Below are 22,943 nucleotides of genomic sequence, written 5' to 3' on the forward strand. Positions count from 1 at the left end.
GCGTACCGGAACAGGTTGCAGGAGGCGGGGAGCCAGTTCAATAGTTTTCTGACAGGTAGTCAGATTTATTGGACGACACCCTTCCCACTTGTGCGCCCCGGCGCTCTAATGACGCCGTGTCGGTCAGCAGCCGGGGTCAGGAGGAGCGGTGGAGTACAACCTTGCCGACCTGTTCGAATCGGTCGTCGACGTAGTCCCGGAACGCGAGGCGCTCGTCTACGTCGACCATCCCGGCACGGGTGCGGAGCGGCGGCTGACGTACGCGCGACTGGACGCGGCGGCCAACCGCGTCGCCCACCACCTGCTCGACGCGGGGCTCAGCGCCGGCGAGCACGTGGGGCTGCATCTCTACAACGGGGTCGAGTACCTCCAGACACTGCTGGCCTGCCTCAAGGCCCGGCTCGTCCCGGTCAACGTCAACTACCGCTATGTGGAGGACGAGCTGGCCCACCTCTATCGTGACGCGGATCTGGCGGCCCTGGTCTTCGACGCCGAGTTCGACGAACGGGTCCGGGTCGCCGCCGCGCAGGCCCCGACCCTGCGCCACCTGATCCGGGTGGGGGCACCGGCCGCGGGGGTCCGCGGGCCGGACGCCGTGGCGTTCGCGGACGCGGAGGCGGCCGGGAGCCCGGAGCGCGGGTTCGCCCCGCGGTCCGCCGACGACCGGTTCATCATCTACACCGGCGGCACGACGGGCATGCCCAAGGGGGTGGTGTGGCGTCAGGAGGACCTGTTCTTCTCCGGTCTCGGTGGCGGCGCGCCGACCGGCGAGCCGGTGAAGTCCCCGGAGGAACTGGCGGAGCGGGTGGTGGCGGGCGGGGACGGGATCACGTTCCTGCCCGCTCCCCCGCTGATGCACGGGACGTCGACGCTGACCGCGTTCATCGCCTTCGACTTCGGCCAACGGGTGGTGGTCCACCGCAAGTTCGTGCCGGAGGAGGTGCTCCGGACGATCGAGAAGGAGAAGGTCACCAGCGTCTCCCTGGTGGGCGACGCGATGCTGCGGCCGTTGATCGACGCGCTCAGGGGCCCGCTGCGGGGAACCGACTGCTCGTCGCTGTTCTCCGTGTCCAGCTCGGGCGCGATCATGTCGGAATCGGTGCGCGCCGAGTTCCGGGAACTGGTGCCGACGGCGATGCTGCTGAACAACTTCGGTTCGTCCGAGTCGGGGTTCAACGGCACGGCGACACCCGACTCGGGACCGGAGAAGGGTTTCCGGATCCAGGTCAACTCCCGTACCACGGTGGTCGATCCGGTGACGCATGAACCGGTGGCGCCCGGTGAGCCCGGGCGGCTCGCCCAGTGCGGCCATGTGCCGCTCGGCTACTACAACGATCCGCGCAAGACGGCGGAGACGTTCTTCCGGCGGGAGGGCCGGCGCTGGGTCCTGCTCGGCGACATGGCGACCGTGGACGCGGAGGGCATCGTCACGGTCCTCGGCCGGGGGTCGCAGTGCATCAACACCGGGGGCGAGAAGGTGTATCCGGAGGAGGTCGAGCAGGCGTTGAAGGCGCACCCCGACGTCTACGACGCCCTGGTCGCCGGGGTGCCGGACGAGCGGTGGGGCAACCACGTGGCGGCGGTGGTGCAGTTGCGCGAGGGGGCCGCGCGGCCCTCGCTCGACGACGTCCAGGCCCACTGCCGGACCCGGCTGGCCGGCTACAAGATCCCCCGGCGGCTGGTGATCACCGGGCGGATCCGGCGCTCCCCCAGCGGCAAGGCCGACTACCGGTGGGCCCGTGCGGTCGCCACGTCCCCGCACGGCGACCCGGGCTGAGACGGCCCCGCCCGGATCCCCGCCGCCGGTGTCCGGGGCCGGGCCCGCGCCCAGAACCCCCTGCGGGGCGTGAGCGCCCGACCACCCGCGGCCCTCGTCCGGAGGGGCCGGGCCGGCCGCAGCCGAAGAACACTCGAACGGCCCCGCACCGGTCCCGGTGGCCGGACCGGCCGCCCCGCACCGGGCGGCACCGAGGAGCCCCGGCGACGCTCCGGCGCCCGTTCCCGGGCGGCGGTCCGCACCCTGAGCCATTGCGGCTATGCCGGGTACCCGACCGCTCACTCTGTGTGGCAAAGGGGGGAAATCGCCCATAGCTTCGCCACATGAGGAAACGACATTTCAAGAGCCTCGCGATCGCCGTGGCCGTCTCGGCCGCCGGGCTCGGCACGGCGGTACCGTCCGCCTCGGCCACGAGCCCCCTCGTGGTGCGGCCCGGCCAGTCGATCCAGAAGGCGGTGGACGCCGCCAAGCCGGGTGACACCGTCGTCGTCGAGCCCGGCACGTACCGGGAGACCGTCCTGATCGACAAGTCCGGCCTCACGTTGCGCGGTTCCGGCGACCGTACCGTCATCCGCCCGGCGACCGGGAAGGCGCAGGCGGCGGGCGCCTGCGCGAAGGCCGGGAGCGGGATCTGCGTCCTGGGGCGGTCCGGCGCGACCGTCGACGGGGTGACCATCGACGCGCTGACCGTCTCCGGATTCCAGAAGCACGGCGTCTGGGCCTCCTGGACGGACCGGCTGACCGTGCGGCGCGTGGTCGCGGAACGGAACGGTGTCTGGGGCATCGCCCAGGAGCGGTCCACCCGCGGCGCGTTCACCGGGAACACCGCGCGCGCCAACGGGGACGCGGGCGTCTTCGTCGCGAACACCGTGAGCGAGGAGGGCGGCGCCACCGACACCCGGGGCACCGAACTCCGGGGCAACACGCTCAGGGACAACCGGATCGGCTTCACCGCCCGGCGCGTGAGGAACCTGTCGGTTCACAGCAACACCATCACCGCCAACTGCAGCGGTGTGTTCGTGGTCGGTGACGAGGGCAGCCCGCAGGCCGGGGCGATGACGATCCACTCCAACCGGATCACCGCCAACAACAAGTACTGCGCGAAGACGGACCGGCTGCCCGCCATCCAGGGCTCCGGCATCGTGCTCACGGGCGCCGAGGACACCCGGATCCGCTCGAACACGATCAGCGACAACACGGGCGCCACGCCGATGTCCGGCGGCGTCGTGCTCTTCAAGAGCTTCGTCGGCGCCAAGAACAACGGCAACACCGTCAGCGGCAACGTCGCGCTCGGCAACAAGCCCGCCGACCTGGCCAACGGGGACACCGGCACGGGCAACACCTTCGTCTCCAACGTCTGCACGAAGTCCACACCGGCCGGGATGTGCTGACCGGCGCACCCCCGCACGAGGAGAAGCGAACCAGCATGACCACTGTGAGTCCCACTCCCGCACCCACCCCCGCCGCCGTCCCGCACCCCGTCGCACCCCCGCAACCCGCCATGCAGCTGCGCGAGATCGTCTTCGGTGCGGCCCGCGCCGCCGCCGTGCGTGCCGCGGTCCGGCTGGGCGTCGCCGACGCGCTCGGCGAGACGCCCGCCGACGTGCGGGAGCTCGCGACGCTGGTGGGGACCGAGCCGGTGCCGCTGCGCCGGCTGCTGCGCGCCCTGAGCTGCTACGGGATCTTCGCCGAGACACCGGACGGGTGCTTCGCCCACACGGAGATGTCCCGTCTGTTGCGCGAGGACGACCCGAACAGCCTCCGCCACATCTCCCTGTGGTGCACCGAGCCCTGGACCTGGGAGGTGTGGCCGCGCCTCGACGACGCGGTGCGCACCGGCCGGAGCGTCTTCGAGGACGTGCACGGCAAGGGCTTCTTCGACTACCTCCACCAGGACGCGGACGAGTCGGCCCGGGTCTTCGACCGGGCCATGACCACCTCCAGCGTGCAGTCCGCGCGGGACGTCGCCGATCTCCTCGACCTCACCGGTGTGTCCTCGGTCGCCGACATCGGCGGCGGTCAGGGGCACGTGCTGGCGAGCCTGCTGGAGAAGCACCCGTCGCTGCGCGGCACCCTCATGGACCTGCCGGGTGTGGTGGCGCGGGCGGACGCCCGGCTGCGGGACGAGGGGCCGCTCTGCGGCCGGACCCGCATCGTGGCCGGCGACTGCCGCGAGGCCGTCCCCGTCGCGGCCGACCTCTACATCATCAAGAACATCCTGGAGTGGGACGACGACAGCACGCGCCGGACCCTGCGCAACGTCATCCGCGCGGCCCGCCCGGGTGCCCGGGTCGTCGTCATCGAGAACCTCGTCGACGACAGCCCCTCGATGCGGTTCACGACCGCGATGGACCTGCTGCTGCTCCTCAACGTCGGCGGCGCGAAGCACACCCGCGACAGCATGGTCGGCCGGATCTCGGAGGCGGGCCTGGTGATCGACAGGATCGTCCCGGTCAACACCTACCTGGACGCGTTCGAATGCGTGGTCCCGGACTGAGTCGGCGCGTGGTCCCCGGCTGACCGGGAGGCACGGCCACGCGAGGTGCCCCGGGTGCGTCCCGCCGGACGGACCCGGGGCACCTCGCCGTACCGGCCCGGCGCCGCGACCGCGAAGAGCGTCGCCCGGGCGCTCGCCCGGACGTCCGAAAGCCCTCGCAGCGGGACTGCGAGGGCTTCGGGCCGCCGCGGCGGGCCATGGGGGCTCCCCTGCCCGAACGGGGCCGAGAGCCCGGGGAAGTGCCGGGCGGCGCGACGGGACGGACGTTGCCGGAGCGGCACTAGGCGGGGGCGGCTCCCCGCTCCCACCGGTAGAACTCCCGGGCCATGGCGTCCTTGGGGCTGCGCCAGGTCTCCGGGTCGTACGCGCTCACGTACGCGCTGAGCCGGTCGCTGACGGCCTTGAACTCCGGATGCTCCGTCACCTTGGCGATCTCGGGGCCGGGCGGGCGCTCCGACTCGATCAGATGCAGATAGACGTCGCCGAACTGGAAGAGCTTGCGCCGGGTGACGCCGACGAGATGCGGCAGTTCGGTGCTGTCGGAAGCGGCGAACACCCGGGCGATGTCGGGCGCCGACCCCGGTGCCATCCGGGCGACGATCAGGGCGTGGTGCATCGTTGCGTGCCTTTCTCGGTCCCGGCCCGGCATCCGGTCGCGACCGGATGCCGGGCCGTGGGAGGGGTACGGGGGTCAGCCGGCCGCCATCGGAGCGGTGCGGCGGTCCCGGGCCCGCTGTTCGATCTTGTCCCGGATGAGCCCCATCTGGATCTTGGAGTTGCGGTTGATGTTGTCGGTCATCCACGCGTCGTCGACGGGGGCGTCGGGCCGCATGGCGAAGTCCTGGGTCCAGTGCATCCTGGTGCCGCCGGGGACCTCGGAGTACTCCCAGCGGATGTCCATGTGCTGGAAGGGGCCCGGCTCGACGCGACGCGCGCGTACCGTGCGGGAGGCGCGGTCGACGGTCCGTTCGGAGACCCAGCTCCAGACCTTGTCGTTCTCGTCGGGATGCATGGTCAGCCGGAACTTCGTCCGGTCGCCGTCCCGTTCGATGATCTCGACCGAGGCGTACTCGCTGAACAGGTCCGGCCAGTTCTCCAGGTCGTTCGTCACCTCCCAGACCAGATCCAGGGGGGCGGCGATGATGATCTCGTTCTCGGTGTGTCCGGACACGTCAGGCTCCTTGCATGAGGCTGTTGTTGACGAGGTCGAGGAATTCGCGGGGGGTCTTGCACCGGTCCGCGTCGGTCGGCAGCGCCCGCCCGTGCCGGTTCTCCAGCACGCCCACGATGCCGAGGAGGCCGAGCGAGTCGAGGCCGAACTCGTCGAAGGCGGCCTGGGGGCTCTTCTCCATCTCGCGCGGGTCCACGGTGAGTCCGGCGCCCTTCTTCATCAGGGCGGCGAGTTCCGTGTAGGTCAGTCGGTCGGTCATGAGACTTCTCCTTCTCACGATGGGGTGTCGGTGGAACCCCGCAGCACCATGGCCGCGTTCGAGCCCATGAGCCCGCGGCTGAGCACCAACGCCGTGCGCAGTTCCGCGGGGCGGGCGCTGCCGGTGACGACGTCGAGGTCGTGACACACCTCGTAGACGTTCGGCGTGGGCGGTATGAGGGCGTTCTCCATGGAGAGCACGGCGGCGGCCGCGTCCAGCACCGGCGCCCCGCAGTAGGCGCGCCCGGTACCGGACTTGGGCGCCGTCACGGGTACCTGGCGGCCGTGGGCGCCGAGCGCGTCGGCGATCGCGAGCGCCTCGGCGCGGTCGGCGGCCGGGACGCCGAGGGCGTCCGCGAAGACGACGTCGATCTCGTCCGGTGCGCAGTCCGCCTCCCGGAGCGCGCCGATGATCGCCTGGGCGAGGCCCTCCCGGGACTCCTCCCAGCGGGCCGCCCCGGTGAACGTCGCGGCGTGACCCGCGAGTTCGGCCCGGACCCGGGCGCCGCGGCGGCGTGCCGACTGCTCCTCCTCGACCACCAGCATGGCCCCGCCCTCGGCCGGCACGAAACCGCAGGCGTCCGAGGTGAACGGCAGGTAGGCGCGGGAGGGTTCGTCGCGGGTGCTCAGATCGTCGTACCCGAGCTGGCACACCACCGAGTAGGGCGCCAGCGGTGCCTCGGCCGCGCCGACCACCACCGCCGTGGAGCCGCCGCGGATCGCGCGGGCCGCGTGGGCCAGCGCGTCCAGCCCGCCCGCCTCGTCGCCGGCCACGACCCCGCACGGACCCTTGAATCCGCCGCGGATGGAGATCTGGCCGGTGCTGGCGGCATAGAACCAGGCGATGGACTGGTACGGGCCGACATAGGTGGGGCCCTGCCCCCACAGCCGCTGGAGTTCACGCTGCCCGAACTCGCCGCCGCCGGAGCCAGCGGCGGTCACCACACCGATGTCGTACGGGGAGTTCTCGTAGTCGGCGCGGCCCAGCCGGGCATCGTCCAGCGCGATGTCCGCGGCGGCCATCGCGAAGTGCGTGAACCGGTCGGTCTGGACGACGAACCGCTCTTCGATCAGTTCGGCCGCCTCGAAGTCCCGCACCTCGCCCGCGACCCGCAGCGGAAGGTGTTCGCACCCTTCTCGGGAAACCCGGTCGAGGACGCTGATCCCCTCCTGGGTCCGCTTCCAGAAGGCTTCGGTGCCGGTTCCACCGGGGGCGACGACACCGATGCCGGTGACGACGGTCCGCCGGGCTCTGCGGCTTCTCATGGTGTCCTCCCACCTGTCCGGGTCAGGGCCACCGCGGACTGGAATCCGCCGAAGCCGCTGCCGACCGAGAGGACGCTGCGCAGCTTCAGGGGACGTGCGGTGCGCGGCACGTAGTCGAGGTCGCACTCCGGGTCCGGGCTCTCGTAGTTCGCCGTCGGCGGCACCGTCTGGTGCAGCAGGGCGAGTACGCAGGCGGCGATCTCTATGGCCCCGATCGCCCCCAGGGAATGGCCGACCATCGATTTGATCGAACTCATCGGCACGTCGTAGGCGTACGCGCCCAGGGCCCGCTTCACCGCGGCCGTCTCGTGGCGGTCGTTCTGCTTGGTGCCCGAGCCGTGCGCGTTGACGTAGTCGATCTGCGAGCGGTCGATCCGGGCGTGGCCGAGTGCGCGGTCGATCGCCTCGGCCATCTCCAGTCCCTCGGCGGTCAGCCCGGTCATGTGGTACGCGTTGCCGAAGGTGGCGTACCCGGCGATCTCGCAGTACACGTTCGCGCCGCGGGCGCGGGCGTGCTCCAGCTCCTCCAGGACGAGCACCGCGCCGCCCTCGCCCATGACGAAGCCGTCGCGACGGGCGTCGAAGGGCCGGGAGGCGTGTTCCGGGTCGTCATTGTTGGGCGAGGTGGCCTTGATCGCGTCGAAGCACGCGACCGTGATCGGGGTGATCGGCGAGTCGGACGCCCCGGCGACGCAGACGTCCACCCGTCCCTCCTCGATGGACTGGAAGGCGTACCCGATCGCGTCGAGTCCGGAGGTGCAGCCCGTGGACACGGTCTGCACCGGGCCGTGCGCACCGACCTGTTCGGCCACCGCCGAGGCGAGGGTGCTGGGCGAGAAGGCCCGTTCCAGGTACGGGCCCGCGGGCCGGTGGTCGACGTCCCAGCGGGCGCCGCCGCCGCTGACGGCGACGTAGTCGTGCTCCAGCCGGGTGGTTCCGCCGACCGCGGTGCCGAGCGACACCCCCACCCGCCAGGGGTCCACCTTCTCCGGATCGAGTCCCGCGTCGCCGAGTGCCTCCCTGGCGGCCACGGTCGCGAACTGGACGTAGCGGTCCGACCGGGCGGTCTCGTCGGCGTCCAGACCGTGTGCCGCCGGGTCGAAGTCGCACTCGGCGGCGATACGGGAGCGGAAGCCGGCGGGGTCGAAGAGGGTGATGCCCCTGGTGGCGGTGCGTCCGTTCGCGAGGAGGTCCCAGAAGGCCGGTGCGCCGATGCCGCCGGGGGCGACGACGCCGACACCGGTGACCGCCACGCGTCGGGTCATGAGGGGGCCTCCGTCCGCTCCGGCGGTGCGACGCGGTCGGCGGGCCCGGTGTGTTCGGTGTCGACGTGGCCGAGTTCCGGGCGCGGCGCGAGCGGGCCCAGGTGGAAGACCATACGCGCCTCGACGTCGCCCACGTTCCGGAACCGGTGGCGCACATGGGGAGGGATCAGGAGGCCCTGGTCGGGCCGCAGCTTGTACGGCTCGTCGTCCAGGTCCACCTCCAGGAGGCCGTCGACGACGTACACGAACTCCTCGGAGTACGGGTGGTAGTGCTCGCCGATGCGCTCGCCCGGCTGGACGATCGCCAACCCCATGAAGCCACTGGTGGCTCCCACGGCGGTCGGCGTGAGCATGGCGCGCAGGTCGCCTCCGCGCCTGCGGTTGGGCTGCGTCTCGCTGAGGTCCACGATGTGTGGCCGGTACGTGGTCATGACTGGTTTCCTCCTGGCACATTGCGCGGTGTAAGGACGGGTTGAGCGAGAACCCCCCGGGATGCGGATGCGCGGTTCAGGACTCCGTGGCCCGCCGATCGGTGATCAGGGACATCTCGGCCCTCTCGAGGAAGCCCGCGATCTCCCGTTCGTCGGTGGGCACGGTGTTGGCGGCGCCGTCGAGGAGGCGTCCGAGCCTGGCCACCTTTCCGGGGCCGTCGATCCCGATGGCTTGGGCGGGCTGCGCGTCGATGGGCCCGGCCGCCTCCAGGAGGCGGACGACCACGTCGTCGCGCTGGAAGATGGTGCTGCTGTCGATGATGCTCGCCGGGTCGTCGGCCGCCTCCTCGTCGTGGCCGGCGAGCAGCCGCGCGAGTGCCATGCCGCAGCCCGGCTTGGCGTGGTAGAAGAGCGCGCGCCGGCGCACGTCCTCGGCCTTGTGGCGGCCGGCGGTGACGTGGTGGACGGTCGGGAGCGCCGCCCGGGTGAAGAACATGCGGGCGGAGTCCGGGTCGCTGAGGTCCCGGTCCTGTTCCAGGTACGGGTTGATGGCCTCCTCGACGGCCCTGACCTCGGGCTGCCGGGCGACGTGGCGCAGGGCCGCGAGGAGATCGCCCTCGACCTCGATGGCCCGTACGACCCGGTTGCCGTGCATGAAGAGCGAAGTGCGGCGCAAACGGGTGTCTTCGTCGACACGCGCGTTGGGGGACTCGTAATCGGCGAGGATCTTGGCCACGATGCCCTCGGTGCCGGGCTGGACGGTGAACGTGAGCGCGTGGCGCACCACTCCGTCGCCCAGACGGGGTGACGCCTGGAGCTTGCCCTTGGCCGTCTCCGGCGTCAGCTCGAACGCCTTCCCGGTCTCGCGCAGGACGCTGAAGCGCAGCGAACGGGTGTCGCGCACGCAGTTGTGCAGCGGCTGGACCATCGCCACGTGCTCCTCGCTGTTCACCCAGGCGAGGAAGGGCGGGGCGCTCTCCCATTCGCTGGTGATCAGCCACTGCGAGGGGTTCTCGATGGACTGGCACAGCTGGTCGCTGATGTGCCCGGGGACGGACGCCACCTGGTTGCGCAGGTGTTCGTACGCTTCCAGGAACTGCTGCTGGGCCCCGTCGTAGAGGTCCAGCAGCAGCACGACACGCAGTCGGGAACCATCGAAGGCGGACTGGGAAATCCGTTCCGAGAGGGTGCTGGTCATCATTGGGTCTCCTTCAGGACGGCTTCGCGGGCAGCCCGGAGGCATACCGTCAACCGTCGGTTGGCGAGTGGATGCGGAGCGGGGGTTCTCCCGGCGGATGCGAGTGGTCCGCCCCCGTGACAGCGGGCATCGTCTCCGTGACCGATCGTGAATCGCTGGTCCGGGTGGCGCGAGATTTATGAACCGTTCAGGTGAGCGGCCGTCCGAACCGCTCCGACAAGGGCATGAAACAAGGCAACGAACGGCGTCCGAGCTGGAGCAACTGATGAACGAGAACGTCGACATTCGCGTACCGGTCCTCATCGTGGGCGGCTCCTTGGTGGGCCTGTCCGCCTCACTCTTCCTCGGCCGGCTCGGCATCGAGCATCTGCTGGTCGAGAAGCACCGGGCCACCTCGACGCATCCGCGCGGCCGCGGCAACAACGTGCGCACGATGGAGGTGTTCCGCTCGGCCGGCGTCGAGCCGGCCGTGCGCGAGGCGGCGTCGGTGCTCGCCGGCAACCACGGCATCCTGCAGGCCGGTTCGCTCACCGGGGACGACCAGACGTGGTTGTTCAAGGAGATCGACCCGGGTGGCGGACTGGCACGGTTCAGCCCGACCGGCTGGTGCCTGTGCAGCCAGAACGATCTGGAGCCCGTGCTGCTGGAGCAGGCCCGCAGGCAGGGCGGCGATCTGCGGTTCTCCACCGAGCTGCAGAGCTTCGACCAGGACGCGTCGGGGGTGGACGCGGTCCTCAAGAGCCGCGAGACCGGTGAACACATCAGCGTGCGCGCGGACTACGTCATCGCCGCGGACGGGGCGCGCAGTCCCCTCCGCGAGCAGTTGCGGATCGGCCGAACGGGTCCCGGCGACCTGTTCCACAACGTCAGCATCACCTTCCGTTCGCGGCGGCTCGCCGATGTGCTGGGCGACCGCCGTTTCATCGTCTGCTATCTGACCAACCCCGCCGCGGACGGTGCCCTGCTGCCGGTGGACAACGAGCAGGACTGGGTGTTCCACGCCCCGTGGCAGCCCCAGCACGGCGAAATGCTGGACGACTTCACCGACGAGCGGTGTGCCGCGCACATCCGCGCCGCGGTCGGGGCCCCGGACCTGGACATCGAGATCACGGGCAGGGCCCCGTGGCACGCGGCGGAGCGCGTCGCGGAGCGGTACGGCTCCGGTCGGGTGTTCCTCGCCGGGGACTCGGCCCACGAGATGTCCCCCACCGGGGCGTTCGGCTCCAACACCGGCATCCAGGACGCGCACAACCTGGCCTGGAAGCTCGCAGCCGTGCTGCGGGGTGAGGCGGGCCCGGGGCTGCTGGACACCTATGAGGCGGAGCGGCTGCCGGTGGCGCGGGCGACGAGCGCGCGGGCCTCGGCGCGCTCCAGCGAGCACAGCCACCCGGGTTACACCGCGGCCCCGGGTGTGGGCGGCAGACAGACCGGGATGCTCGCCGTGGCACTGGGCTACTGCTATCCCCGGGGCGCCGTGCTGGGCGCCGACCCGGCCGAGCCGGTGGTGCCGGAGACCATGCGGCTGGACGGTCGGCCGGGCACCCGCGCGCCGCACCTGTGGGTCCGGCAGGCGGGCGGACGCATGTCGACCCTGGATCTGTACGAGCACACGTTCGTGCTGCTCACGGACGGCACGGACGTGGTGTGGCGGAAGGCGGCCGAGGCGGTCGCGGACCGGCTGTCGGTGCGGCTGCGGGCGTACGGCATCGGACCGGGCGCCGATCTGGAGCCGGAGGACGGGGCCGACTGGGCCCGGGCCCACGGCACGACGTCCGGGGGTGCCGTGCTGGTGCGTCCCGACGGGTTCGTGGCCTGGCGGTCGGCGGGCTCCGTCGCCGATGCGGAGGCCACCCTCCACGACGTGCTGACCTCACTGCTGCACCGGTCCTGACCGGCGCGCCGCGCCCCGGCCGGTCCGTACGGCCGTCGCGCAGGGGCGGCGGGCCGCGCGGGCCCGGCAGGGGCGCGGCGGGAGGCGAGGGGCGGCGCGGACGATCCGCGTCGCCCCTCTTGCCATGGGGCGAGACCTCCTGCGTTACTGCTCCCGAAAGTTCGACCGAATGATCGGTCGCCTGCTCGGGAGAGGGAGATCGGGATGACGTCCCTGCTGGACTCGGCGGAACGACTGGGCCGGGACGAGCTGGAGGCACTCCAGCTGGAGCGGCTGCGGGCCACGCTGCGCCACGCGTACGAGAATGTCGGCCACTACCGGGCAGCGTTCGACCGGGCCGGGTTGCGGCCGGACGACTGCCGCACGCTCGCCGACCTCGCCCGCTTCCCCTTCACGACCAAGGCGGATCTGCGGGACAACTACCCCTTCGGCATGTTCGCCGTTCCCGAGGAGCGGGTGCGCAGGATCCACGCGTCGAGCGGGACGACGGGCCGTCCGACCGTCGTCGGCTACACCGAGCGGGATCTGGACATCTGGGCGGACGTGGTCGCCCGCTCGATCCGGGCGGCCGGCGGACGCCCCGGGCAGAAGGTCCATGTGGCGTACGGATACGGGCTGTTCACCGGTGGCCTGGGAGCGCACTACGGGGCGGAGCGGCTCGGCTGCACGGTCATCCCCGCCTCCGGCGGCATGACGGCTCGTCAGGTCCAGTTGATCCAGGATTTCCGGCCCGAGATCATCATGGTCACCCCGTCGTACATGCTGACGCTGCTCGACGAGTTCGAGCGCCGGGGCATGGACCCGCGGACGACCTCCCTGAAGACCGGGATCCTCGGCGCCGAGCCGTGGACGGAGGAGATGCGGCGCGAACTGGAGGAGCGGTTCGCGATCGACGCGGTCGACATCTACGGGCTGTCGGAGGTCATGGGACCGGGCGTGGCGCAGGAGTGCGTGGAGACCAAGGACGGGCTGCACATCTGGGAGGACCACTTCTATCCGGAGGTCGTCGACCCGTTCACCGGGGAGGTGCTTCCGGACGGCGAGGAGGGCGAGCTGGTCTTCACCTCGCTCACCAAGGAGGCCATGCCGGTGGTCCGTTACCGGACCGGGGACCTGACCCGGCTGCTGCCGGGCACGGCGCGGGTGTTCCGGCGGATGGAGAGGGTGACCGGGCGCAGCGACGATCTGGTGATCCTGCGCGGTGTGAACCTCTTCCCGACCCAGATCGAGGAGATCGTGTTGCGGACACCGGGGGTCGCACCGCACTTCCAGCTGCGGCTGACCCGCGCGGGCCGGCTCGACGCCCTGACCGTCCGGGCGGAGGCCCGGGCGGGGACCACCCCCGAACAGCGGGCGTCCGCCGCGGAGTCGATCGCGGCGGCGGTCAAGGACGGGATCGGTGTGTCGGTGGGGGTCGAGATCACCGCCCCCGAGACGCTGGAGCGTTCGGTCGGCAAGTTCCGGCGGATCGTGGACGAGCGCGGCCTCGACTAGTGCCGCGGCAGGCACCGTTTGCCCGTCAAGGATGCGGCACCACTGCCGTGACCGGCGATGTTTGCCCGGAAGGAGCGTCGTCCGGTGCTCGCGACCGCAGGGCGGCCGGAAGCCCTCGGACGGGGTCTCCCCTGCTCGCACGAAGCCGGGGGCCCGGGGAAGGGCCGGGCTGCGCGAGGGCGCGAACACGGCCGGGAGCGGCACTGCAGGACCCATGAGGACCTTGCCGAGTCTTCCACCGCGGTGTCCGGGGCGGGTACCGGCCCCGGACACCGGGCCGTGCCGGAGTGTCAGGCGAACCGGTCGCGCAGCTCCCGCTTGAGGATCTTCCCGCTGGCGTTGCGCGGCAGTTCGTCCACGAAGAGGACCTTCTTGGGAGCCTTGAAGTGGGCGAGCCGCTCACGGGCGTGATCGATGAGTTCGGCCTCCGTGGCCTCGCCGCGCAGGACGACCACGGCCGTCACCGCCTCGATCCAGCGTTCGTCGGGCAGCCCGACGACGGCGGCCTCGGCGACGGCGGGGTGGGTGTAGAGCGCGTCCTCGACCTGGCGGGAGGCGACGAGGACACCGCCCGAGTTGATGACGTCCTTGACCCGGTCGACGACCGTGAAGAAGCCCTCCGCGTCGCGCACGGCGAGGTCGCCGGAGCGGAACCAGCCCCTGCGGAACGCCGTTGCGGTCTCCTCGGGCCTGTCCCAGTAGCCCTCGCACAACTGCGGTGAGCGGTAGACGACTTCGCCGGGCGTCCCGTCGGGCACCTTCTCCCCGTCCTCGTCGACGACCCGGGCCTCGACGAACAGCACGGGCCGGCCGCAGGAGTCCATCCGGCCCTCGTGCTCGTCCGGCCCCAGGACCATGGCGAGCGGTCCGATCTCGCTCTGCCCGAAGCAGTTGTAGAACGCGAGGCCGGGCAGCCGCTCACGGAGCCGTTCCAGCACGGGGACCGGCATGATCGACGCGCCGTAGTAGGCCTTGCGCAGGCCGCCGAGGTCGCGGGTGGCGAATCCGGGGTGCTGGGAGATGCCGATCCAGACCGTCGGCGGGGCGAAGAGGCTGTCCGCCCGGCCGGCCTCGACGAGGTCGAAGATCCGGTTCACGTCGGGGGCGTCGAGGATGATGTTGTGCGCGCCGACGGCGAGGCCGGGCAGCAGGAAGACGTGCATCTGCGCGGAGTGGTAGAGCGGCAGCGAGTGGACGGGCCGGTCGGTGGCGCGCAGGTCGAGCGCTGTGATGGCGCTGACGTACTCGTGGACGAGGGCGCCGTGGGTCAGCATGGCGCCCTTGGGCAGCGCGGTGGTGCCCGAGGTGTAGAGGAGCTGGACCAGGTCCCCGGCATCCGGTTCGCGCTCCGGGACGAAGGGGCGCGGGGTGGCCAGGGCGTCGAGGAGGGATCCCGGGGCGTCGCGCAGCGCGCGGACGGCGAACGCCTCCGGGACGCGGTCGGCGAGGCCCGGGTCGGTGAGGACGAGGGTGCTGCCGGACTGTTCCAGGATGTACGCGAGGTCGTCGCCCGTGAGGTTCTGGTTGACGGGTACGTGGACCAGGCCCGCGCGGGCGCAGGCGAGGAAGGCGATCAGGTACGTGTCGGAGTTGTGCGCGTAGCAGGCGACCCGGTCACCCGGGCTCAGCCGGTGCTCTTCGGTGAGCACCGCCGCGGCCGTGCTCACGGCGGAGTCGAGTTCCGCATAGGTCCAGGTCCGCTCCGCGTACCCGAGGGCGGTGCGCCCGGGGGTCCGGCGGGCGCTGCGGCCCACGACACCGTCGACTGTGCTGCTCCGTACACCTGTCATGGCGTGATCCTGTGCGGCCGGATCCCTGTGGTCAAGGGGTGGGACGGCGAAGGGGTCGCCGCCGGGCCCGGGCGGCGGTCGCCCGGCGGTCGCCCCGGGCGGTCCGGCGGCCACGAAACTCCTTGCGATCAGCGGGAAGAGCGACACCCGTCCAGGTCGCGCGCGGCCGTGGGCAGGGTGGGCACCGCGGCGAACCCGGTCAGGGACATCATGGCGACGGAGCTCGCCGGTGGTCGCGTACGTCCGGGAGAACGGCCCCTCGGCGGAGGAGCGCGCCGACGGCCCGTCTGCCGCCCGGCCCGTCCTCCCGTTCCGGGCGCCTCGGTCGCGGTCGTTGCGGTCGTCCTGCCGACGGGGCCGGAGCCCATGGCCCGGGTATCACCGACGTCCGCCGCCGTGGCGGGAGTTGTGGCGGCAGAGCCGGGAGCGCGCTCGGGGGCATCGGTCACGGCCGCTCGACGTACGGGGAGCGCCCGTCCGCGTGCCAGTCGTTGTCCCGGCTGCCGCACGCACCCGGAACGGTTTCAGAAGGCCAGGGCCAGCACGGTCGCCGTGACCGCGGCGACCACCGCGCCCGTGCCGATGACCAGGGCCCTGGTGTGGCGCATGAACACCGACGGGGCGCGGAGCGTCGCGGCCTGCGGGTCCTGGGCGCTGTAATACACCGTCACGACGTCGCCCACGGCCAGCTCGGCGCGTTCCCGGCGCTCCTCGAAGGTGACGGCCCGTCCGTCGGAAGCGCGGAACTCCAGGGTCGGGTGGGTGCGGACCATCGGCACGCCGTCCGCGTCCTGTCCCTCCTCGGTGCGCACGCCCGTGCACCGCGCCTCGGACGTGAGACCGCCCGCCCACGCGGCCCGCAGCCGCGGTCCCTGGAGCTGCCGGTCCAGATGAGTGCCGAAGACGGCGACCGCCGACACGGAGACGATGAAATACACGGCGGCTATGACCACAGTTCCCCCGGAACGCTGTCGGGTCCGCGGGGCACGGCATGCCCGACGCCCGAGCCCCTCGTACGGATGCCATGATCCCGTGTGCGGCGTCCGGTCGGCAAGGGGGACGGCCGCCCCGCCTGCTTGGCTCGCCGCCCTCCCGGCGGGCGGTCATGCGCCACCCGTGCGCCCCTGCCAGTACGGTGCGCGCAGCCGCCGCTTGTACAGCTTGCCGTTGGGGTCGCGGGGCATCGCCTCGGTGAAGTCGATGCTCCGGGGGAGTTTGTACCCGGCGAGGCGCTGCTCGCAGTGGCGCAGGACCGCGGCGGCGAGCGCGGCGCCCGGCTCGTGTCCCGGGGCCGGTTCGACGACGGCCTTGACCGCTTCGCCCCAGTCGGAGTGGGGAATGCCGAAGACGGCCGCGTCCGCGACGGCGGGGTGCGCGAGGAGGGCGCCCTCGATCTCCGCGGGGTAGATGTTGACCCCGCCCGAGATGATCATGTCGATCTTGCGGTCGCGGAGGAACAGGTAGCCCTCCTCGTCGAGGATGCCGAGGTCGCCGACGGTGAAGAAGTCGCCGACGCGGTTCTCCTCCGTCTTCGCCTCGTCCTTGTGGTAGCGGAAACCGCCGGTGTCCATCCGCATGTAGACGGTGCCCGGTTCGCCGGGTGGCAGACGGCGGCCGTCGTCGTCGAGGACGGCGAGCTCACTGATCGGCCAGGCCCTGCCGACGGTGCCGGGCTTCCTCAGCCAGTCCTCTGCGGTCGCGAAGGCGCCTCCGCCCTCGCTCGCCGCGTAGTACTCCTCGACGCACCTCCCCCACCACTCGATCATGGCCCGTTTGACGTGGTCGGGGCAGGGTGCGGCGCCGTGGACGGCATGCCGCATGGAGCCGACGTCGTACCGTCCCTTCACTTCGTCGGGGAGGGCGAGGAGGCGGTGGAACTGGGTCGGGACCATGTGCGTGTGGGTGCAGCGGTGGGTGTCGATGAGCCGCAGCATCTCCTCGGGCGCCCATCTGTCCATCAGGACGAGCCGGTGTCCGATGTGCAGGGAGGCGGCGGCGAACTGGAGGACGGCGGTGTGGTAGAGGGGCGAGCACACCAGATGGACGTTGTCGTCGAAGGGGCTGATGCCGAAGATGCCGAGGAAGCCCCCGAGATGGCTCTCCTCGGGCGGCTTGCCGAGGAGGGGGCGGCGGATGCCGCGGGGCCGGCCGGTGGTGCCGGAGGTGTAGTTCATGACCCAGCCGAGGGTGCGGTCCTCGGGTGGCGTGCCGGGCTGTCCGTCGAGGAGTTCGCCGTACGGGCGGAAGCCGTCGACCGCGCCCACGGCGTAGCGGCGGCCGTCCGGGAGACCCGCCTCGTCGGCGGCGGCGATCGCCGCGGGCGCGAAGCGCTCATGGGCGATGAGCACCTTGGCACCGGAGTCGGAGACGATCCAGGCGATCTCGGGTCCGACGAAGTGGTGATTGACGGGGACGAGGTAGAGGCCCGCCTGGGCGGCGGCGAGGTAGGCGGTGAAGAACTCGACGCCGTTGGGCAGCACGACCGCGAAGGCGTCGCCGCGCCGCAGCCCGGCCGCGCGCAGCCCGTGGACCAGGCGGTTGGCCTCGGCGTGCAGCCGCCCCGCCGTCCAGTCCTCGCCGTCGGGCGCGGTCAGGACCGTGCGGCCGGGGTCGGCTGCGGCCTGGGCCCAGAAGCCGTTGGGCGGCCGGTTCATGAGGTGCTCCGTCCGGCGATGCGGTTGATCCGGTCGATGGCACGTTCGAAGCCGCGGGTCAGGTCGTCGAAGACGGCCTGCACGCCGCGTTCGCTGTTCATCCGGCCGACGATCTGACCGACCGGGGTGCCGAGCAGCGCACCTGTCTCGTACTTCTGGATGCGGGAGAGCGCCTCGGCGACCAGCAGCCCCTGGAGCGGCATGGGCAGGGCTCCGGGGCCCGACGGGTCGTCCCAGGCGTCGGTCCACTCGGTGCGGAGCTGGCGGGCGGGTTTGCCGGTGAGCGCGCGCGAGCGGACGGTGTCGCCTGAGCCCGCGGCAAGGAGCTTGCGGGTCAGGGCACGGGAGTGGAGGTCGGCCTCCTCGGTGGTCAGCCAGATCGAGCCGAGCCAGACGCCCTGGGCGCCGAGCGCGAGTCCGGCGGCGATCTGCTCGCCGCTGCCGATGCCGCCCGCGGCGAGGACCGGAAGAGGGCCCACCGCGTCGACCACGTCCGGGACCAGGACCATGGAGGCGATCTCACCGGTGTGGCCGCCCGCCTCGTAGCCCTGGGCGACGACGACGTCGATACCCGCGTCCACGTGGTGGCGGGCGTGTCGGGCGCTTCCGGCGAGCGCGGCGACGAGGACCTCCCGGTCGTGGGCGCGCCGGACGACATCGGCGGGCGGGGAGCCGAGCGCGTTGGCGAGCAGCTTGATCGGGTAGTCGAAGGCGACGTCGAGCTGGGTGCGGGCGATGTCCTCCATCCACCCCGTGATGCGCCAGCCGGACGCCTCGCCCTCGGCGAGTTCGGGGACGCCGTGCTCGGCCAGGGTGTCCCGGACGAAGCGGCGGTGCCCGTCCGGGATCATCGCCTCGACATCGGCCTCGGTCACGCCCTCCACCTTCCTGGCGGGCATGACGACGTCGAGGCCGTACGGCTTTCCGTCGGTGTGCTCCTGCATCCAGTCGAGCTCGCGCGCGAGCTCGTCCGCGGCGGTGTAGCGGACCGCTCCGAGTACGCCGAAGCCCCCGGCTCGGGTGATGGCGGCGGCCACCGCGGGGAACGGCGTGAAGCCGAAGATGGCGTGCTCGACACCCAGTCTCTTGCTCAGCTCCGTCTCCATGGGGCGCAGGATGCCGCAGCCCGGCGGCCGAAGGAAGAGATTTTCTGATACAGCGTCAGATTCTTTGTGGCGCCGGGGACCTCCGCGACGGCGGAGGTGACAGTAATCTCTGCGCCGGAAAGAAGTTTCATCATCTGATGTGAATTCGAAAGTTACTTTCGCGCGGCGGGAAGGGGTTCCGGATGACCGAGGACACGACCGGCAGCAGAGGGATCAGTCGGCGCAGGCTGGGCGGTGGGATGCTGACCCTGGGCGGAGCACTCGCCCTGGCGCCGATTCCGTTCGCGGAACGGGCGTCGGCCATGGAGTCGGGAGCGGGGTCGTCGGACATGCGCACGGGATCCGCGGCGGGTACGGCGCGCGGGGGCGCCCGTCCGACGCTGCGGCGCGGACCCGCCGCCCGCGCCGGCCTCTCGCAGGAGCACCTGGACCAACTGGTCGCCGATGCCGAGACCTTCCTCTCCGCCTCACCCGCGCATCCCTGGTACGCCGGCGCGGTGCTGCTGGCCGGACGGGGTGGCACGGTGGCGCTCCACCATCCGATCGGCAAGGCCGTGCGCTATGCCGCGTACGACGAGAAGACCGACACGGGGGTCGAGTTCCCGCCCGGCCGGCAGATCGACATGACCGAGGACACGGTCTTCGACCTGGCGTCGGTCTCCAAGCTGTTCACCTCGATCCTGGCCGTGCAGCAGATCGAGCGCGGAACGCTGGAGCTGGAGGCGCGGGTCGCCTCGTACCTGCCCGACTTCGCCCGCGGCGGGAAGCAGAATATAACGATCCGTCAACTACTCACGCACACCTCGGGTTTCCGCTCGTGGATACCGCTGTACACGGCGCCGACGCGCGAGGGGCAGCTGGAGCTGCTGTGGAACGAGGTTCCGGCCAACGCGCCCGGCACGGTGTACCTCTACTCCGACCTCAACCTGATCTCGCTGCAACTGGTGCTGGAGAAGATCACCGGTCGCACACTGGACACCCTGCTCCGCGAGGAGATCACCGCTCCGCTGGGGATGCACCGCACGCGGTACAACCCGCCCGCCTCCTGGAGACCGGGGATCGCCGCGACCGAGGACGCCCGGCTGCCGTGGTCCGGCCTCGACCGGGGACTGGTCTGGGGCGAGGTGCACGACGAGAACGCGTACGGCCTGGGCGGCGTCGCGGGGCATGCCGGGGTCTTCTCCTGCGCCTGGGACCTCGCGGTCCTCGCCCGCACCCTGCTCAACGGCGGGGTCTACGGCCGGGCGAGGATCCTGACCGACGCCTCGGTGGACCTGCTGTTCACGGACTTCAACACCGACTTCCCCGGCGATGCGCACGGGCTCGGGTTCGAGCTCTACCAGCACTGGTACATGGGCGCGATGGCGACCCCGCGCACGGCCGGGCACACCGGTTTCACCGGCACCAGCCTGGTCCTGGACCCGACGACCGACTCGTTCCTGATCGTCCTGGGCAACTCGGTCCATCCGGTGCGCAGTTGGCGTTCCGGCAGCGCACCGCGGGTCGCCACCGCCAACCGGATGGCGCGCGCCGTCGCGGTACGTCCCGTCCGGGGCCGCACGGCGTGGTTCTCGGGCATGGCGAGCGCGTCCACCGCCACGCTGGACCTCCCCGCGCTGCGCCTCGCCTCGTCACGGGCCCGGCTGGCATCGGCCCTGTGGTGGGACACCGAGCCGGATTCCGACTTCGTCTTCCTGGAGGCGTCGGCGGACGCCGGGACGACCTGGCAGCCGGTGCCGTTCACCACCGCGCCGATGAGCGGACACGGCCGCCCGGAGCCCGAACCGCGGCCGTCGGGCTCGGTCTCCGGCTGGTCGGGGCGCGTCTGGCACCGGCTCGACGCCGATCTCTCCGCGTGGCGCGGCAAGGAAGTACGGCTGCGCTGGCGGTACACCACGGACCGGCTCTACGTCGGGCGCGGGGTGTATGTGGACGCGATCCGGGTCGAGGACGGTGGCCGGACGGTCTTCGACGAGAGCCGGCCCGCCGACGCGGCCCGCGTCGAGGCGGTGGGCTGGACGGCCTCGGCGGACTGACGGAGGCGGTCGACCGACGGCACGCGGGCGGCATGCCGGCCGGTGTCATGGGCAGCTGGTCGGGCCCGGACGGCGCCTCGGGCAAGGAGTTTTGGTGGCGCCGGACGGTCCGGCCGGAAGGGAGCGGGGCGGGCCCGGCCCGCTTCCACCCGGCCGGACCGGTGGCGGAGAATGCGCCGATGACCGCTTCACCGCAGGACTGGACACGTGCCCGACGACTCGACGCCGACGGCCTGACCGAGGAGCTGCACGCACGGACGGGCCTGCGGCTGACCGTGGAAGGGCCTTGCCCGGGCGGCGAGGTGGGCGCGGCCTATGTGCGATGGCCGGACGGCCGCCGGTCCGTGCTGAAGTGGCGCCCGGACACCCGGATCGAGGAACTGCGCGCGGGGCCCGTGGCGGTGTGCGAGGTGTTGCGCGCGCACGGATACCCGTGTCCCTCGACCGAGTTGGCGGTCCAGGTGGGCCATGCGGCGGTTCTGGTCCAGGAGTTGCTGCCGGGCACCCCGGTGGCCCGCCTCGACCACGACGGACTTGACCGGGCACTGGCCCTCAACGAAGCGCAGTCGGGGCTGCTGACCGGCCGTGCGGACATCCCCTCGATGCCGCTGTATCTGCTCGACGACGGCCCCGGCTACTGCCTTCACGAGCCGCTGCGTCGGCATGGCCGGCGCAGCCGTGACCTGGAGCGCCGGATCGCGGCGCTGGGGGCCTCCCGTCCCCGACGGCTGCCCGGCCACGACGTCGTGCACCACGACTTCCACCACGGCAATCTGCTCCGGAGCGGCGGCGCGGTCAGCGGTGTCATCGACTGGGACGGCGCCTGCCGGGGAGACCGCCGGTTCGACCTGGTCACCCTGCGCTTCGGGCTGCACGCCACCGAGCAGGCGCCGGGGGTGGCGGACCGCCTGGACGGCGTTCTGGACGGCCTGCCCGGGGACGTCCTGCGCGTCTCCTGGGCGCACATGAGCCTGCGGATGGTCGACTGGGCCATCCGGCACTTCGCCCCGGAGGACGTCGGGCGCTGGATCGATCTGGCCGAGCAACGCCTGTGACGGCGGCGGCCTTCCCGGCCGGACGGGCGGAGGAGCAGAGGAACAGCGGGGGGTCACGGTTCCGTGACCGGCCGGACCCGGTGCTCCCGCGCCGCGGTGCGGGTCGGCCGACGCCGGCCGCCGCCCGTTCCAGGATGCCCGCGACGCCCCGGACGTGGCGTCGACGTGGTTCTGCGGGTGCTCCCGGGCCCGCCGGGGCAAAGCGCGCTCGCTGTCGGCGTACGGCACACGGTCGCCGCCGTACGTGCGCGGCCGATCGCGGAGGAGCGGCACGCGCACCCCGCACCCCCTCGTACCGGCCGCGACACCGCGTCCCACGCGGCCCGCCTCACGCCGCCTCCCACGCCTGCGCGCTCACGACGGCCCGCGCGCCACGGGACCGACACCCCGGTGACCCGCCCGTACCTGACGCTGCGGCAGGACGACGGAACTGCTCCGGACGGAGCGGGCTACTTCTGGCTCCAGGCCCCGGCGGCCTCCGCCGAGCGCACCGAGCGGTGGTCGGCCGCACCCCCGGTGGAAGCGATCGCCCGTTCCACCGTCGTGCACGCGGTGCGCCGCTGCGCGGACCGGCTGCTCGCCGCGAACTTCTGGGCCGCGGGCACCACGCGGGCGCTGCCCTCGGACGGCCCGGCGTCGGTCCTGGTGCGCCCCGAGGGGAAGACGGTGGTGGTGTCGCTGTCCGACCCCACGCAGTCGCGGTCCTCGGTCGTGCTGGACCTGGCGTGGCGCGGCCTGCGCGTCCTCTCCGCGGATCCGGGCATCCGCGTCGCCCCGAACCGGTCCGGTACCCGGATCAGCGCGGACACCGCCGGCCGCCCCGGCGAGCCCCTGACCCTCACCCTGAAGTGGAGCTAGAGACTTGCTGTTCGACATGCCTCTCGACCAGCTGCGCGACTATCGGCCGGAGCCCGAGGAACCAGGCGATTTCGACGCGTTCTGGGAGAAGACGCTCGCCGAGACGGCCCGCCACCCGCTGGACGCGGTCTTCGTCCCGTACGACGCCGGATTCACGACCGTCGATGTGTTCGACGTGACCTTCCGGGGCAGCGCG

General features: G+C 72.0%; 19 protein-coding genes and 1 pseudogene. 9 read left to right on the top strand and 11 right to left on the bottom strand.

Translation table 11 applies throughout. The annotated features are described in order from the left end of the window. The first annotated feature begins 148 nt into the window (after positions 1–148). The 3 genes from ACIHCL_RS10435 to ACIHCL_RS10445 all read left to right on the top strand — a co-directional run bounded on the left by ACIHCL_RS10435 (position 149) and on the right by ACIHCL_RS10445 (position 4,274). A complete protein-coding gene (locus tag ACIHCL_RS10435) occupies positions 149–1,777 on the top strand; it encodes an acyl-CoA synthetase (RefSeq protein WP_399859413.1) in 1,629 nt (542 codons plus the stop codon). Between the two features lie 323 nt (positions 1,778–2,100). Continuing rightward, positions 2,101–3,168 (top strand): nitrous oxide reductase family maturation protein NosD, encoded by a 1,068-nt coding sequence (locus tag ACIHCL_RS10440; RefSeq protein WP_399859415.1) that lies wholly within the window; start codon positions 2,101–2,103, stop codon positions 3,166–3,168. A 35-nt stretch (positions 3,169–3,203) separates the two neighbouring features. Beyond that, positions 3,204–4,274: a methyltransferase gene (locus tag ACIHCL_RS10445; RefSeq protein ID WP_399859418.1), complete on the top strand. Its 1,071-nt coding sequence runs from the start codon at positions 3,204–3,206 to the stop codon at positions 4,272–4,274. Between the two features lie 280 nt (positions 4,275–4,554). On the opposite strand, the gene ACIHCL_RS10450 is transcribed toward ACIHCL_RS10445, so the two are convergent. From ACIHCL_RS10450 to ACIHCL_RS10480, 7 genes are all read right to left on the bottom strand, one after another. Next, on the bottom strand, positions 4,555–4,890 hold the full coding sequence (locus tag ACIHCL_RS10450; protein ID WP_399859421.1) for a TcmI family type II polyketide cyclase: 336 nt from the start codon (positions 4,888–4,890) through the stop codon (positions 4,555–4,557). 75 nt (positions 4,891–4,965) lie between these two features. Continuing rightward, on the bottom strand, positions 4,966–5,445 hold the full coding sequence (locus ACIHCL_RS10455; protein ID WP_399859424.1) for an SRPBCC family protein: 480 nt from the start codon (positions 5,443–5,445) through the stop codon (positions 4,966–4,968). 1 nt (position 5,446) lies between these two features. Beyond that, positions 5,447–5,704, bottom strand: a complete 258-nt coding sequence (locus tag ACIHCL_RS10460; RefSeq protein ID WP_362029754.1) for an acyl carrier protein — start codon at positions 5,702–5,704, stop codon at positions 5,447–5,449. A gap of 14 nt (positions 5,705–5,718) precedes the next feature. Next, positions 5,719–6,969 carry a beta-ketoacyl synthase N-terminal-like domain-containing protein gene (locus ACIHCL_RS10465; RefSeq protein WP_399859427.1) on the bottom strand — a complete coding sequence of 417 codons (1,251 nt, stop codon included), beginning with the start codon at positions 6,967–6,969 and terminating at the stop codon, positions 5,719–5,721. Then, positions 6,966–8,234, bottom strand: a complete 1,269-nt coding sequence (locus ACIHCL_RS10470) for a beta-ketoacyl-[acyl-carrier-protein] synthase family protein (protein WP_399859430.1) — start codon at positions 8,232–8,234, stop codon at positions 6,966–6,968. Before ACIHCL_RS10470 ends, ACIHCL_RS10465 begins: the two co-directional genes overlap by 4 nt. Beyond that, positions 8,231–8,665, bottom strand: coding sequence for a cupin domain-containing protein (locus ACIHCL_RS10475; RefSeq protein ID WP_399859432.1), 435 nt, complete (start codon positions 8,663–8,665; stop codon positions 8,231–8,233). The genes ACIHCL_RS10470 and ACIHCL_RS10475 overlap by 4 nt, the downstream gene beginning before the upstream one ends. Before the next feature lie 76 nt (positions 8,666–8,741). Then, positions 8,742–9,863, bottom strand: coding sequence for a SchA/CurD-like domain-containing protein (locus ACIHCL_RS10480; RefSeq protein WP_399859818.1), 1,122 nt, complete (start codon positions 9,861–9,863; stop codon positions 8,742–8,744). A 265-nt stretch (positions 9,864–10,128) separates the two neighbouring features. On the opposite strand from ACIHCL_RS10480, the gene ACIHCL_RS10485 reads away from it, so the two are divergent. Continuing rightward, positions 10,129–11,754, top strand: a complete 1,626-nt coding sequence (locus ACIHCL_RS10485) for an FAD-dependent oxidoreductase (protein ID WP_399859434.1) — start codon at positions 10,129–10,131, stop codon at positions 11,752–11,754. Positions 11,755–11,958: 204 nt separating this feature from the next. Beyond that, positions 11,959–13,248: a phenylacetate--CoA ligase PaaK gene (paaK, locus tag ACIHCL_RS10490; RefSeq protein ID WP_399859435.1), complete on the top strand. Its 1,290-nt coding sequence runs from the start codon at positions 11,959–11,961 to the stop codon at positions 13,246–13,248. Between the two features lie 290 nt (positions 13,249–13,538). Here paaK and ACIHCL_RS10495 read toward each other — a convergent pair whose 3' ends face one another. From ACIHCL_RS10495 to ACIHCL_RS10510, 4 genes are all read right to left on the bottom strand, one after another. Then, positions 13,539–15,038 (bottom strand): acyl-CoA synthetase, encoded by a 1,500-nt coding sequence (locus ACIHCL_RS10495; RefSeq protein ID WP_399859437.1) that lies wholly within the window; start codon positions 15,036–15,038, stop codon positions 13,539–13,541. A 524-nt stretch (positions 15,039–15,562) separates the two neighbouring features. Beyond that, on the bottom strand, positions 15,563–15,976 hold the full coding sequence (locus ACIHCL_RS10500; RefSeq protein ID WP_399859439.1) for a DUF3592 domain-containing protein: 414 nt from the start codon (positions 15,974–15,976) through the stop codon (positions 15,563–15,565). A gap of 165 nt (positions 15,977–16,141) precedes the next feature. Further along, on the bottom strand, positions 16,142–17,692 hold the full coding sequence (locus ACIHCL_RS10505) for an acyl-CoA synthetase (protein WP_399859441.1): 1,551 nt from the start codon (positions 17,690–17,692) through the stop codon (positions 16,142–16,144). Then, entirely contained in the window at positions 17,689–18,798 is a 1,110-nt protein-coding gene (locus ACIHCL_RS10510) for a nitronate monooxygenase (protein ID WP_399859444.1), read from the bottom strand. The genes ACIHCL_RS10505 and ACIHCL_RS10510 overlap by 4 nt, the downstream gene beginning before the upstream one ends. A gap of 182 nt (positions 18,799–18,980) precedes the next feature. On the opposite strand from ACIHCL_RS10510, the gene ACIHCL_RS10515 reads away from it, so the two are divergent. The 4 genes and pseudogenes from ACIHCL_RS10515 to ACIHCL_RS10530 form a co-directional block, all read left to right on the top strand. After that, positions 18,981–20,834 carry a serine hydrolase gene (locus ACIHCL_RS10515; RefSeq protein ID WP_399859445.1) on the top strand — a complete coding sequence of 618 codons (1,854 nt, stop codon included), beginning with the start codon at positions 18,981–18,983 and terminating at the stop codon, positions 20,832–20,834. Between the two features lie 179 nt (positions 20,835–21,013). Continuing rightward, entirely contained in the window at positions 21,014–21,889 is an 876-nt protein-coding gene (locus tag ACIHCL_RS10520; RefSeq protein WP_399859448.1) for a phosphotransferase, read from the top strand. A gap of 390 nt (positions 21,890–22,279) precedes the next feature. Beyond that, positions 22,280–22,747, top strand: a complete 468-nt coding sequence (locus ACIHCL_RS10525; protein ID WP_399859451.1) for a polysaccharide lyase beta-sandwich domain-containing protein — start codon at positions 22,280–22,282, stop codon at positions 22,745–22,747. 16 nt (positions 22,748–22,763) lie between these two features. Further along, positions 22,764–22,934: pseudogene (locus ACIHCL_RS10530) on the top strand (acetylxylan esterase); the annotation flags it as partial. Positions 22,935–22,943: the final 9 nt, after the last annotated feature.

Origin of the sequence: Streptomyces sp. NPDC052042, assembly GCF_044548345.1 — a bacterium.
In the GTDB taxonomy this organism is placed as follows: domain Bacteria; phylum Actinomycetota; class Actinomycetes; order Streptomycetales; family Streptomycetaceae; genus Streptomyces.